General features: G+C 69.3%; 12 protein-coding genes. 6 read left to right on the top strand and 6 right to left on the bottom strand.

The genetic code is table 11. The annotated features are described in order from the left end of the window. Window positions 1-229, bottom strand: a 229-nt coding sequence (locus V7Q42_RS19890) for a hypothetical protein (RefSeq protein WP_333826006.1), incomplete at its 3' end; no start/stop codon positions are given. A 45-nt stretch (window positions 230-274) separates the two neighbouring features. Beyond that, window positions 275-2197 carry a BTAD domain-containing putative transcriptional regulator gene (locus V7Q42_RS19885; protein WP_333826005.1) on the bottom strand — a complete coding sequence of 641 codons (1923 nt, stop codon included), beginning with the start codon at window positions 2195-2197 and terminating at the stop codon, window positions 275-277. A 406-nt stretch (window positions 2198-2603) separates the two neighbouring features. Here V7Q42_RS19885 and V7Q42_RS19880 point away from each other — a divergent pair, with 406 nt between their 5' ends. After that, window positions 2604-2825: a hypothetical protein gene (locus V7Q42_RS19880; RefSeq protein WP_333826004.1), complete on the top strand. Its 222-nt coding sequence runs from the start codon at window positions 2604-2606 to the stop codon at window positions 2823-2825. Between the two features lie 350 nt (window positions 2826-3175). Here V7Q42_RS19880 and V7Q42_RS19875 read toward each other — a convergent pair whose 3' ends face one another. Next, on the bottom strand, window positions 3176-4129 hold the full coding sequence (locus tag V7Q42_RS19875; protein ID WP_333826003.1) for an NAD(P)-dependent oxidoreductase: 954 nt from the start codon (window positions 4127-4129) through the stop codon (window positions 3176-3178). A gap of 192 nt (window positions 4130-4321) precedes the next feature. Between V7Q42_RS19875 and fmt the strand changes: the two genes are divergently transcribed. From fmt to V7Q42_RS19855, 4 genes are all read left to right on the top strand, one after another. Further along, on the top strand, window positions 4322-5254 hold the full coding sequence (gene fmt, locus V7Q42_RS19870; RefSeq protein ID WP_333826002.1) for a methionyl-tRNA formyltransferase: 933 nt from the start codon (window positions 4322-4324) through the stop codon (window positions 5252-5254). A gap of 4 nt (window positions 5255-5258) precedes the next feature. After that, window positions 5259-6011: a tRNA pseudouridine(38-40) synthase TruA gene (gene truA, locus V7Q42_RS19865; RefSeq protein ID WP_333826001.1), complete on the top strand. Its 753-nt coding sequence runs from the start codon at window positions 5259-5261 to the stop codon at window positions 6009-6011. Between the two features lie 397 nt (window positions 6012-6408). After that, window positions 6409-6975 (top strand): helix-turn-helix domain-containing protein, encoded by a 567-nt coding sequence (locus V7Q42_RS19860; protein ID WP_333826000.1) that lies wholly within the window; start codon window positions 6409-6411, stop codon window positions 6973-6975. Between the two features lie 31 nt (window positions 6976-7006). Then, a complete protein-coding gene (locus V7Q42_RS19855) occupies window positions 7007-7534 on the top strand; it encodes a GNAT family N-acetyltransferase (RefSeq protein ID WP_333825999.1) in 528 nt (175 codons plus the stop codon). 58 nt (window positions 7535-7592) lie between these two features. Here V7Q42_RS19855 and V7Q42_RS19850 read toward each other — a convergent pair whose 3' ends face one another. From V7Q42_RS19850 to V7Q42_RS19840, 3 genes are all read right to left on the bottom strand, one after another. Next, window positions 7593-7943 carry a MarR family winged helix-turn-helix transcriptional regulator gene (locus V7Q42_RS19850; RefSeq protein ID WP_333825998.1) on the bottom strand — a complete coding sequence of 117 codons (351 nt, stop codon included), beginning with the start codon at window positions 7941-7943 and terminating at the stop codon, window positions 7593-7595. Between the two features lie 105 nt (window positions 7944-8048). Next, a complete protein-coding gene (locus tag V7Q42_RS19845; RefSeq protein ID WP_333825997.1) occupies window positions 8049-8534 on the bottom strand; it encodes a hypothetical protein in 486 nt (161 codons plus the stop codon). A 21-nt stretch (window positions 8535-8555) separates the two neighbouring features. After that, entirely contained in the window at window positions 8556-9017 is a 462-nt protein-coding gene (locus V7Q42_RS19840; RefSeq protein WP_333826012.1) for an Lrp/AsnC ligand binding domain-containing protein, read from the bottom strand. Window positions 9018-9181: 164 nt separating this feature from the next. Between V7Q42_RS19840 and putA the strand changes: the two genes are divergently transcribed. Then, entirely contained in the window at window positions 9182-12319 is a 3138-nt protein-coding gene (gene putA / locus V7Q42_RS19835; RefSeq protein WP_333825996.1) for a bifunctional proline dehydrogenase/L-glutamate gamma-semialdehyde dehydrogenase PutA, read from the top strand. Window positions 12320-12426 lie beyond the last annotated feature (107 nt).

Raw genomic sequence — 12426 nt, 5'->3', positions numbered from 1 at the left:
AGCGGGTGTCGGAGCCGTAGAGCGCATGCGACGCGGCGTCCGAGCGGGTGTCGGAGCCGTAGAGCGCATGCGATGCGGAAGCGGAGCGCGGCTCGCCGGCGACGACCACGTCGGCATCACGGGCGAGACCGAGCTCGGCCGCGTCGAACGCTTCCACGGTGAGCGCGTCGATGTTCACCACGAACACGCGGTCGTCACCGTTCACCTTCAACAAGATCATCTTCGCCATTCACGATTCTCCCTGTTTCCTCGGCCGGGTTCTCCGACCGGAGTTTCAGTCGAAGCCGGCCGATCTCAGGCCGGACTCGTAGTGCTCGAAATCTTCGCGCCGACGTAGCGGCACCATTCCGAGTCGAGTGACGATTGTGAAGTCGGGAAGGATTTCGCGCAACTTGCGAACGTAACGCCGCGCCTCACTCGCCTGTGACAACATGGCGTGGCAGGCGGCGCGGAGCTGATAGGTCGGCTCCTGCGAGGCCAGACGCGACAGAGTGGCGAGCGCCTCCTCGTACTTGCCGTCGAGATATTGCCCGCTCGCCAGATTCCAGAGGATCTGATCGGAGAGAACCAGGTGGTCGGCGACGAGGTTTTCGAATTTCTTCAGCCCTTCGGCGACCAGACCGGCGCAGATCAGCCCATCGGCGTGGTCGGCCACGAGTTCGATGTCGAAGGGGGTGGAGCGTTCGGCCCTGTCGAGAGCATCGAGCCCGAACTCGTGGTTCTTCTTGTAGATGTTGCAGATGCCGAGCTGATGCAGGCCGTGGACGCCGTCGGGACCGACGGAGACCGACTGCCGGGCGTAGTCGATGGCGAGGTCGAGTTCCTTGTCGTCGGCGCGGGCGAGCAGCAGCCATTCGAGGCGGTAGGCCTTGGCGACGGCGGCGAGGGTCGGCGCGTGTTCGGGGTCGACCGCCAGGGCGGCGCGGAAGATCTGCCGGGCGCGGCGGATCGAGGGGAGATCGATCGACCGCAGAAGCCGATTGCCCTGCAGGGTCAGCCGGTAGGCGGTGGTGCGCTCGGGTCCCTCGGCGAGGATGCGCAGCTCGGCCTGTTCGATCTGGTGCACGCAATTGACGACGATGTCGCGGATGGCGCGCGCCAGCGGCTCGCCGAACTCGAAACGATGGATCCACAGGATCTCGCCGCTGCTCGAGCAAACCAGACTGATGGTCAGCTGACGTTGGTCGTCGCGGTCGACGACGCGGCAATCGACGACGTAGTCGCACGGCTCGCGCCGGGTCCGGTCGATCAGGTCGATCGGCCGCGGCTTCAGGTCGGCCGGACGCGTCACGACGAAGGCGCGGGTGCGCCACAGCTGAATCGCAGCGTCGTCGAAGAGAGCTTCGGCCCACTGGCTCTCGGCCCCGGTGAGCGTGGCGAGGCCGCCGAACTTGAGCGACAGGCGCGGCAGACGCATCGAGCGCGCGAAATTCGGCATCGACGACGCGATCTCCAGCGACGTCTCCTCCGCTCTGCTCTCCTTCTCGTCCGACGTCCGCGAGCGCGGACGGGCGCGCGACGAGATCTCCGACACCAGGTTGGTGGTCGCCGCCGACGGTCGGCCGCCGGTCTCGCGCAGGAGATCGAGCAGCCGGCGATGGATGCGCAGGGCACTGTCGAATTCGCCGCGGGCGGCGTGGATACGCATCGCCGCGCGATGACCCGCCTCCTGATACTGGTCGGCTTCGACGAGGCGGCGGGCGACGAAGAGGACTTCCTCGGGATCGAGCACGCCGATGGAGGCCTCGACATTGGCGGAGACGATCGCGACGAACTGCTGGCGCAACATCGCGCGCCGCGACCACAGCCATCGGGTGTATTCTTCGCCGCCCTCGTCGAGACCGAAGAGGAGGTCGCCGCAATAGGCCTTGCACAGATCGAAGAGGCGCCGGTCGGTGGCGTCGGCGCGGGCGCCGAGAATCGACGACGCATCCACCACGGCGGCGTCGGGATCGATCGAGACGTGCTCGGTATCGATGAGGAAGAGCTCGAAGCCCTCTTCGGCCTGAACGTCCTTCACACGCGCCAGAAGCTGGCGAAGATTGCCGGCGCGGCGTGCCTGATCGACGTCGCCCCACAGCAGGCGCGCGGCGTATTCGCGCGGCAGCGGTCCCTTGGGCGGATCGATCGTCAGATAAGCGGCCAGAACGAAAGCCTTACGGGGGAGCCGGATGATCCTCCCGTTCTCGTCGGCCAAGGCTGGCCGCCCCGTCAGGGACAGTCGTAGAGCCAACGGAGCCTCCTCGGTACCATCCCCGCGACGCATGACGAAGAAGCCCCCTCGCGCAGCGATGGACGTGCATGCGTCACAGCCTATCCGAAGGTGCGAATTGGGCAATTGCGCGTCGCAGCGTCAGCGGAACGCTTGTGACGTGCTTCTGTGACGTTCGAGCACCCGCCGGGTCGGCGAAACGCTCCCTTTCCCTTTTGTTTTCAAGGCCCCGCTCGATACGATCGAAAGCCCGGCGAATTCATGCCACGCGCGGACCGGAGCGGTGACGAAAAGCACCACCGGAAGATATGCCGCGGCAATGTGAGGCATCCGAATCTGTGACGGAGCTCGACCTAGGCTCGCTTTCGATCGTTGGTTCGGGGGAACGCTCATGACGCATGTGACGACGGCAGCGGCGACCGCAGGAGTCGGCCGGGTTCTGACGACGGAGCAGATCGAACGCTGGCACGCGTTGCGTATGATGATCGGCTTCTGCCGCGAGGAGGCCAAGGCCCTGGGCGCCGACTTCCTGGTCTACTGCATGGACCTGGGGACCGTCGCCGCCGACGACCACATGCGGACGCTGGAAGGCCGGACATCCGCCGACCGGTGATCATCGCGACGTCCGCGTCGGTGGCGGCCCCCCGGGGTGGCTCGACCTCCGGGACACCCCTCTCGGAGAAAAGGGCGCATCGGGCGGAGATCCGAAGAACGAAAGTCGTACCGATGGACACGCGTCTCCCCGAAATTTCAGGGAGAAGAAAACATTGTATCGTCTTTTGGTGTAGTTTTCAGAACAATTCATGAACAAAATCAACCACCGGGAACCGTGGCGGCACCGTCCTGCTGCGCTCGACCGGTGCGCCGCGCGCAGCGCCCTTCTCTCGCACCACGCCTTCGGAGTGCGTCCGGCGAAACGACGCGATCCGACATGGAACCGGGTTCCGTCCGCGGGCTCCGACCTCAGGGTTTCGCCCCTGCCGGGTCGGCGACCGGGCGATCGACCGGCAGGTGATTGCGCCGGCGGATCTCGCGGACCAGGGCGGCATGGTCGAGCGACCCGTCGCCATGGGCGACGAGGTCGGCGTAGAGGCCGTCGACCAGAGTGATCAGCGGCAGATCGAGGTCGAGGCCGCGCGCTTGGGCGAGAGCGGTCGAGGTATCCTTGAGTTGGACCGTCGACATGGCGCCGGGTTTCCAGTCGTTCGTCACCATGCGTTCGCCGTGCTGACGCAAGATGGTGGAATCGGCGAAGCCGCCGAGGAGCGCCTCGCGCACCTTGGCCGGGTCGGCGCCGCCACGTTCGGCGAGCACCAGCCCTTCCGCCACGGCCGCTATGGTCGAGCCGACCAGCATCTGATTGACGAGTTTCGCCAGTTCGCCGGTGCCGGCCGGGCCGATCAGGGTGGCGCGGCCGAAGACGGCGAAGATCGGACGGACCGCCTCGAAGACCTCCGGTCGGCCGCCGGCCATCACCGTCAGCGTTCCCGCCGCCGCGCCGCGCTCGCCGCCGGAGACCGGCGCATCGAGGAAGGCGAGGCCGCGGGCCTCCGCCTCGCGCGCCAGTTGTTCGGCGGTGGCCACGGGAATCGAACTCATGACGACGACGCGGGCGCCGGGCGTCGGCGCATCGAGGACGCCGCCGGCGAGGAGCACCTCCTCGCAGTCCGGCCCGGAGCCGAGCATCACCACCACGGTGGCCGCGCCCCTCGCCGCGCCGGCGGCGGTGTCGGCGATCGAGACGCCGAATTCGACGAGACGCTCGGCCTTCGACCGCGTCCGGTTCCACGCGACGACACGATATCCGGCCTCGGCGAGCCGGCGGGCCATGTGGAACCCCATGATGCCGATGCCGAGAAAGCCGATCGTCTCGCCGGTGGTCATCGTCGGTTCTCCTCGCTGTTCGGCGGCCGTCACTCTGCCACGGGCGAGGCGATCGCGTCATCGCGGCGAAGAGCCCCGGGGCTCTTCGATCCCGCCCGATCCGGCGGGCGACCGGCCCCGGTGAGCACGGCGCGTCGCACCGCTTCCGACCTCCGCCCTTGACCGGAGCGCGGCGAGGGCGCATGCCTCGCCGGCGACCCACCACGCCCCGCGAGGACCTCGCTCATGCCGCTCCGCATCGTCTTCATGGGAACGCCGGACTTCTCGGTGCCGACCCTCGAGGCGATCCACGCCGCCGGCCACGAGATCGTCGCGGTCTATTCCCAGCCGCCGCGCCCCTCGGGCCGCGGCATGGCGACCACGCCCTCCCCGGTCCACGCCCGCGCCGAGGCGCTGGGTATCCCCGTGCATCATCCGGTGAGCCTCAAGGGCGACGAGGCCGCGGCCGCCTTTCGCGCGCACGAGGCGGACGTCGCCGTCGTCGTCGCCTACGGCCTGTTGCTGCCCGAGGCGATCCTCGCCGGGCCGCGCCACGGCTGTCTCAACCTGCACGGCTCGAAACTGCCGCGCTGGCGCGGCGCGGCGCCGATCCAGCGGGCGATCATGGCCGGCGACGGCGAGACCGCGGTCGAGGTGATGCGGATGGAGAAGGGGCTCGACAGCGGGCCGGTGTGTCTCTCCGCCGTCACGCCGATCGCCCCCGACGAAACCACCGGCGATCTCCACGACCGCCTCGCTGTGCTGGGCGCCGCCCTCATGGTGGAGGCGCTCGACCGGCTGGAGAGGGACGACCTGCCCTGTGCGCCGCAGCCGGATGCCGGCGTCACCTACGCCAGGAAGATCGAGAAGGCGGAGGCGCGCATCGACTGGAGCGGCGACGCCAAGGCGATCCACGACACCATCCGCGGCCTGTCGCCCTTCCCGGGCGCGTGGTGCGAGGCGCCGATCGGCGGCAAGCACGAACGGCTCAAAGTCCTGCGCACCACGCTCGGCGACGGCTCGGGCACCCCCGGCGAAGTGCTCGACGACGCGCTGACCATCGCCTGCGGGACCGGGGCGATCCGGCTCGTCGAGGTGCAGCGAGCCGGCGGCAAGCCGGTGGAGGCGCTCGCCTTCCGCCGCGGCGCCGGGCTCGCCCGCGGCGATCGTCTGGCCTGACGCCATGCCCCGCTACAAGCTCACCATCGAATACGACGGCACGCCTTACGTCGGCTGGCAGGCCCAGGCGAACGGACCTTCGGTGCAGGGCGCCATCGAAGCGGCTTTCATGAAGTTCGAAGCCGGGCGGATCGTCGTCAAAGGTGCGGGGCGCACCGACACCGGCGTCCACGCCTCCGGCCAGATCGCCCATGTCGACTTCCCGCGCGATTGGCCGCCGGAGAAGCTGATGGATGCGCTCAACGCCCATCTGAAGCACATGGGCGCCTCCCCGCATCCGATCGCCATCCTCGCCGTCGAGATCGTCGGCGAGGATTTCGACGCCCGCTTCTCGGCCAAGGCGCGGCACTATCTCTACCGCATCATCGACCGGCGGGCGCCGCTCGCCCTCGATCTCCACCGCGCCTGGCACGTGCGCGCCCGGCTCGACGTCGCGGCGATGGATGCGGCGGCGAAGCGCCTGCTCGGCACCCACGACTTCACCACCTTCCGCGCCACCCGCTGCCAGTCGAAGTCGCCGCTCAAGACCCTCGACCGGCTCGACGTCAGCCGCGACGGCGACACGATCGAGATCCGCGCCTCGGCCCGTTCGTTTCTGCACAATCAGGTGCGCTCGATGGTCGGCTCGCTCAAACTGATCGGCGACGGCAGTTGGAGCGCCGACGACCTCGCGGCGGCGCTGGCGGCGAAGGATCGCACCGCCTGCGGCCCGGTCGCCCCGGCGGCGGGGCTGACGCTGGTGAAGGTGGATTATTGAGGCGGGCGCGGCCGGCGTAGGCCGAGCGACGGATCCCTCTCATCCCGTCCCCGAGACATTGTTCCGCTCCCTGCGACGAATCATGGACCACGGCGCAGCCGGTTCCGGAGGGTTCCGTGCGCGATGCTTCGAGAGGAGCGGCGGAGCCGCTCTCCTCAGCATGAGGCGTCGTGGTTCTGTTCGGGAAAGCAAGCGCCTCATGCTGAGGAGCGCTCGGAACGAGCGCGTCTCGCAGCATCGCGCGAGGACGCCGACCGCTCGTACCATCCGAACTTCCGAGCCACGCCGGTGGTGACGATCGAGGACCCGGGACAGAGGAGCGACCGCCCCCCTCCGTCCCCTCCGTCCCCCCCTATTCCATCTTGATCTCCGCCCATTCGTCCACTATAGTGGATGCATGAACACCGACATCGACGACACCACCGCCCAGCTCGCGCGACGCATCCGGCTCGAACGGGAGGCGCGGGGGTGGTCGCTGGCCGATCTCGCCGAGCGGTCGGGGGTGTCCAAGGCGGCGATCAGCAAGATCGAGCGGGAAGAGGCGAGCCCGACGGCGGCGCTGCTCGTCCGGCTGGCGAGCGCCTTCGATCTGACGCTCGCCGGGTTGCTCCTCCGCGCCGAGAGCGGCGGCGATCGGTTGGTGCGCGCCGCGGATCAGCCGACGTGGCGCGATCCGGCGACGGGTTACCTGCGCCGCCAGATCCACGCGCGCGCCGACCATCCGGTCGAACTCACCGAGGTGGTGATGCCGGCGGGCGGACGGGTGGCGCTGCCGGCCTCGTCCTACGCCCACATCCGCCAAGTGGTGTGGGTGCGCGCGGGGCGGCTGACGATCGTCGAGGGCGGGATGCGGCGCGAGCTCGCGGCCGGCGACTGCCTCGGCTTCGGGCCGCCGGCCGACGCCGAATTCGCCAACGAGGGCGATGCGCCCTGCACCTATGTCGTGGCGCTGGCGAGAAGCTGAGCCGGTGAACGTTTCGAGCGGAGACCTGCCGATGACCACCGTCGATGTCCGACCTCTCGCCTCTTCGCCGCAGACGATCGCCGCACTCGCCGCCCTGCTCGTCGAGACGGTGGCGGCGGGCGGCTCGGTGAGTTTCATGCATCCGCTCGATGCGGGCGAGGCGGCGGCCTTCTGGACGCGGTCGCTGGCGAGCGCCGATCGGGGCGAGCGCATGGTCTTCGGCGCCTTCGACGGCGAAGAGCTGGTCTCCACCCTGACGCTCCATCTCGACTGCCCGCCCAACCAGCCGCATCGCGCCGAGTTCGCCAAGATGATGACGCGGCCGACCCATCGCGGGCGCGGCCTCGCTTCGGCGCTGATCCACGCGGCCGAGGCGGAGGCGGCGGCGCGCGGGCGTTGGCTGATCGTGCTCGACACGGCGAGCGACGAGGGCGCGGCCGGGCTCTACGAGCGCCACGGCTTCACGCTGGCCGGCGAGATCCCCGACTATGCGCTGAAGCCCCACGGCGGTCTGACCGGGACATTGCTCTATTGGAAGCGGCTCGGCGTCCGAACGTAGGGCGAAATTCGCTTCGCTCTTTCCGCCCTACGAAACGCGGCCGGTCATCCCACGATCCTCACCGCGGCAGATGCTTGGCCCTCAGCACGATGTCGTCGCCGAGTTTCTCGACCCAGAGGGCGCCGGCGACGGTGCGTTGGATGAGGACGTTGCGGCGGTCGCGCTCGTCGCGGCGGCGATCGACGAGGCCGCGCTCGCCCATGGTGTCGAGGGCGCGGGTGATCGCCGGCTTGGTCACGCCGAGCTTGGCGGCGAGACCGCGCACCGTGTGCGGCGGCGGCTCGAGATAGACGGTGAGCAGGATCGTCATCTGCCGCGCCGTGAGATCGGTCTCGCCGTCACGGACGAGGCCGAGCGTCACGTCGTGCCAGAGTTTCAGCGCCTGAGAGGGTCGAAGCTCGACCGCCACCGGGTCCCGCCTTCCATCGTTTCGGAGGCGGAATAGTACGCGCGGCCGACGACGGGAACAACGCGCGGCGGACGGCGATCGTCGGACGTGGTGAACGGCCGTCGCTCAGGGCGCCGCGCGGATGAGATCGGGAGTGACGTCGCGCGCCTCCGGCAGGGCCCACAGCGCATCGGAGAGGATCAGGATGTGGCTGTTGGTATGGGCGCTGTAGCTCGCCCGCAGCAGCACCACCGACCGCGGCAGGACGATCGCCCGGCTCACCCCGTAGTGTTCATCGAACAGCACCGCGGCGAGGAAGTCGAAGTCGCCCGCCGCGAGATTGCGGATCGCCGAGAGCTGGCGCGACTTCGTTCCCGCCGCCTCGCGCCGGCCCTTGATCTGGTAGCGATTGCCCGAGGCGTCGACGGCGTCGTATCCCGCCTTGGAATTGGCCTCCAGCGCCCAGCCGTAGGCGCGGCGGAAGAGATGTTCGGCATAGTCGCCGACCGGGCCGTTGCCGGTGCGCAGCACCTCGCGGCGGCGCAGCTCCGCCTCGACCCGCGCGTGCAGCCGCAGGAGGTCGGCGGTCGTCTCTCGCTCAAGATCGATCATGGCGTGATCCTCGCCCTCGCTTCAGATCGGCAGTGCATCGGTCACCTTGACCTCCTCCATCACCGCATAGGTGCGGGTCTCGCGGACGCCGGGGAGCGGCAGGATGACCTCTGCGAGGAAGCGGCGGTAGGCGGCCATGTCCTTGACCCGCGACTTGATCAGGTAGTCGAAGCCGCCGGCCACCAGATGGCATTCGAGCACCTCACCGGCACGGCGCACCTGGGCGGCGAAGGCGTCGAAGACGTCGGGCGAGGTGCGGTCGAGCAGCACCTCGACGAAGACCAGCAGGCCGCGGCCGAGCTTCACCGGATCGAGTTCGGCACGGTAGCCGAGGATGAAGCCGTCGCGGGTGAGACGGCGGACTCGATCGGCCGTGGCAGTCGGCGACAGGCCGATGCGTTCGGCGAGATCGGCGTGGGTGATGCGGCCGTCGAGCTGGAGGACGGCGAGAATTCTGCGGTCGAGACGATCGAGGCCGTCGATATCGGCGTCCGACAAGGTGATCACCCTCGTTTTCACTGACTCGTGCTACGATAACGCCGAACATCACGCCAAGAAAGCGATTATCCTCGCGTATCGACGGTCGGGCTCGCCCCGGCCCTCGTTTTCCCGCATCCCGGCCTCCGAGCCGCTCCGAGGATGAGCCCATGACCGCCTCCCAGGCCCTCGTGCCCTTCGCGCCGTCGATTCCGCCGTTCCGTGCCGCTTACGCCCCCGACGATGCCCAGCTCATCCGCCGCCTGATCGGCGAGGCGCGGTTCACGGCCGAAGCGGAGGCGCGCGTCGACGCCGACGCCACTCGGCTGATCGACAAGATCCGCGCCGAGACCGGCGGTTTCGGCGTCGAGGAGTTCTTGCGCGAATATTCGCTGACCACCCGCGAAGGGTTGGCGCTGATGGTGCTCGCCGAAGCGCTGCTGCGCGTGCCGGACGCCGAGACCGCCGACAAGCTGATCGAGGACAAGCTCGCCGAGGCGCGGTTCGAGAAGCACGAGCGGGTGTCGGACGCCTGGCTCGTCTCGGCGTCGGCCTGGGCGATGGGCATCACCGCGCGGATCCTCAAACCCGGCGAGACGCCGATGGGCGTGCTCTCGGGGCTGGTCAAACGGGTCGGCATGCCGACGGTGCGGACCGCGGCGCGCCAGGCGATGCGGGTGATGGGCTGGCAGTTCGTGCTCGGCGAGACGATCGGCTCGGCCCTGTCTCGCGCCGCGGCGATGGAGGCCAAGGGCTATCGCCACTCCTACGACATGCTCGGCGAGGGGGCACGGACGGCGGAGGACGCCGACAAATACTTCGCGTCCTACGCCGACGCGATCGAGCGCATCGGCAAGGCGGCCAAGGGGGCTCTGCCGCAGCGTGCCGGTATCTCGGTCAAGCTCTCGGCGCTGCATCCGCGCTACGAGGCGGTGAACCACGCCCGCGTCATGCGGGAGTTGGTGCCCCGCCTCCTCGATCTCGCGCGGCGCGCCAAGGCGCACGACCTGTGCTTCACCGTCGACGCGGAGGAGGCGGATCGGCTGGAACTGTCGCTCGACGTCTTCGCCGCGACGTTGGCCGATCCCTCGCTCGCCGGATGGGACGGGTTCGGCCTCGCCATCCAAGCCTATCAGAAGCGGGCGATCGAGGTGGTCGACTGGATCGGGCGCCTCGCCGAAGCCCACGACCGCAAGCTGATGGTGCGGCTGGTCAAGGGCGCCTATTGGGACACCGAGATGAAGCGGGCGCAGGAGCGTGGGCTCGCCGACTATCCGTTGTTCAGCCGCAAGGCGGCGACGGATCTCTCGTTCCTCGCCTGCGCCCGGCGGCTGCTGGCGCTCCGTCCGCGGATCTATCCGCAGTTCGCCGGCCACAACGCCCACACGCTGGCGCAGGTGCGCGAGCTGGCGCGGGAGAACCGGACCTCCGCCGACCTCGGTTTCGAGTATCAGAAGCTGCACGGCATGGGTGATGCGCTCCACCGCACGCTGGTGGAGGAGGACGGATACCCCTGCCGTATCTATGCACCGGTCGGCGGGCATCGCGACCTCCTCGCCTATCTCGTCCGCCGGCTGCTGGAGAACGGCGCCAATTCCTCCTTCGTCGCCAAGGTCGGCGACGAGACGATCCCGGTCTCGGCGCTGCTGACCCGGCCCGAGGAGGAACTCGGCCACGGGGCCAAGCCGCGCCACGCCCGCATCCCGCTGCCGCGCGACCTCTACGGCGCGGCGCGCAAAAATTCGGCGGGGCTCGAATTCGGCTGGAGCCACGAGCGCGACGCGCTGATCGCCGCGATCGAGACCCATCGCGACGTCGCTTACGAGGCGGCGCCGATCGTCGACGGCAAGGGGCGACCGGGCGCGGCGCGTGATGTGGTCTCGCCGGTCGACGGGCGCACGGTGGTCGGATCGGTCACCGAGGCGACGGCGGCCCTGGCGACAGAGGCGATCGATCGGGCGGCCGCCGCCTTCCCCGCCTGGGATCGCACCCCGGTCGAGAAGCGGGCGGCGGCGCTCGAGCGAGCCGCGGAGACGCTGGAGGCGAAGCGCGAGCAGCTGATGGCACTTCTGGCGGCGGAAGCTGGCAAGACGCTCGCCGACGGTCTCGCCGAAGTGCGCGAGGCGGCGGATTTCTGCCGCTACTATGCGGCGGAAGCGCGCAAGGGGTTCGGCGAGGGGCGCGTGCTTGCCGGCCCGACCGGCGAAGAGAACCGGTTCCTGTTGCGCGGTCGCGGCGTCTTCGTCTGCATCAGCCCCTGGAACTTCCCGCTCGCCATCTTCCTCGGCCAGGTGGCGGCGGCGCTGGTCGCCGGCAACGCGGTGGTCGCCAAGCCGGCGGAGCAGACGCCGCTCGTCGCGGCGCTCGCCGTCGGCCTCCTGCACGAAGCGGGCGTCCCGACCGGCGCGTTGCAGTTCGTGCCCGGCGACGGGGCGATCGGCGCGGCGCTCGTCGGAGACCCGCGCATCGCCGGCGTCGCCTTCACCGGCTCGACCGAGGTGGCGCGGATCATCAACCGCACACTCGCCGCCAAGGACGGGCCGATCGTGCCGCTGATCGCCGAGACCGGTGGCATCAACGCCATGGTGGTCGACGCCACGGCGCTGCCCGAGCAGGTCGCCGACGATGTCGTCCTGTCGGCCTTCCGGTCGGCCGGCCAGCGCTGCTCGGCCCTGAGGCTGCTGTTCGTCCAGGAGGACGTCGCGCCGCGGATGATCGAGATGATCTCGGGGGCGGCGAAGGAACTCGGGCTCGGCGACCCGCATCTGCCGACGACCGACGTCGGCCCGGTGATCGACCGGGAGGCGAAGGACAAGCTCGACGCCCACATCACCGAGGCACGGGCGAAGAACCGGGTGCTGTGGCAGGCCGAAACACCCGGCGGCGATTTTGTCGGCGGCACCTGGGTGGCGCCGACCATCATCCGCCTCGATCGACCGCAGGACCTGACCCGAGAGGTCTTCGGACCCGTCCTGCACGTCGTCACCTGGAAGGCGGAGAAGCTCGACGAGGTGATCGCGGCGATCGCGGGGACCGGCTACGGCCTCACGCTGGGCATCCACAGCCGCATCGACGCCACCATCCGGCGGATCTGCGAGAAGCTCTCGGTCGGCAACGTCTACGTCAATCGCAACATGATCGGCGCGGTGGTCGGGGTGCAGCCGTTCGGCGGATCGGGACTCTCCGGCACCGGCCCCAAGGCCGGCGGACCGGACTACCTCGCCCGCTTCGCGCTCGAGCAGACCGTCTCCACCAACACCGCGGCAGCAGGCGGCAACGCCTCGCTGATCGCCATGGGAGAAGACTGAGCGGGCAACGTCACAGATGGGCGTTACAAGTTGGAAACAGCCCCACTGGTCATAAGAGTCCGTTTTGAAAATCACGGATGAGCGTTTCGCCTGAGGAGATTGCCACC

Origin of the sequence: Pinisolibacter sp. (assembly GCF_036782435.1) — a bacterium.
Classification (GTDB): Bacteria; Pseudomonadota; Alphaproteobacteria; order Rhizobiales; family Ancalomicrobiaceae; genus CALBKH01.
Note: the sequence above shows the minus strand (reverse complement) of the source record. Positions and strands in the feature narration are given on the sequence as shown.

Coding starts and splice junctions, on each gene's coding strand:
- truA (WP_333826001.1), top strand. CDS start 5,259: ATGCCCCGCTACAAGCTCACCATCGAATACGACGGCACGCCTTACGTC.
- V7Q42_RS19845 (WP_333825997.1), bottom strand. CDS start 8,534: ATGATCGATCTTGAGCGAGAGACGACCGCCGACCTCCTGCGGCTGCAC.
- V7Q42_RS19855 (WP_333825999.1), top strand. CDS start 7,007: ATGACCACCGTCGATGTCCGACCTCTCGCCTCTTCGCCGCAGACGATC.
- fmt (WP_333826002.1), top strand. CDS start 4,322: ATGCCGCTCCGCATCGTCTTCATGGGAACGCCGGACTTCTCGGTGCCG.
- putA (WP_333825996.1), top strand. CDS start 9,182: ATGACCGCCTCCCAGGCCCTCGTGCCCTTCGCGCCGTCGATTCCGCCG.
- V7Q42_RS19860 (WP_333826000.1), top strand. CDS start 6,409: ATGAACACCGACATCGACGACACCACCGCCCAGCTCGCGCGACGCATC.
- V7Q42_RS19880 (WP_333826004.1), top strand. CDS start 2,604: ATGACGCATGTGACGACGGCAGCGGCGACCGCAGGAGTCGGCCGGGTT.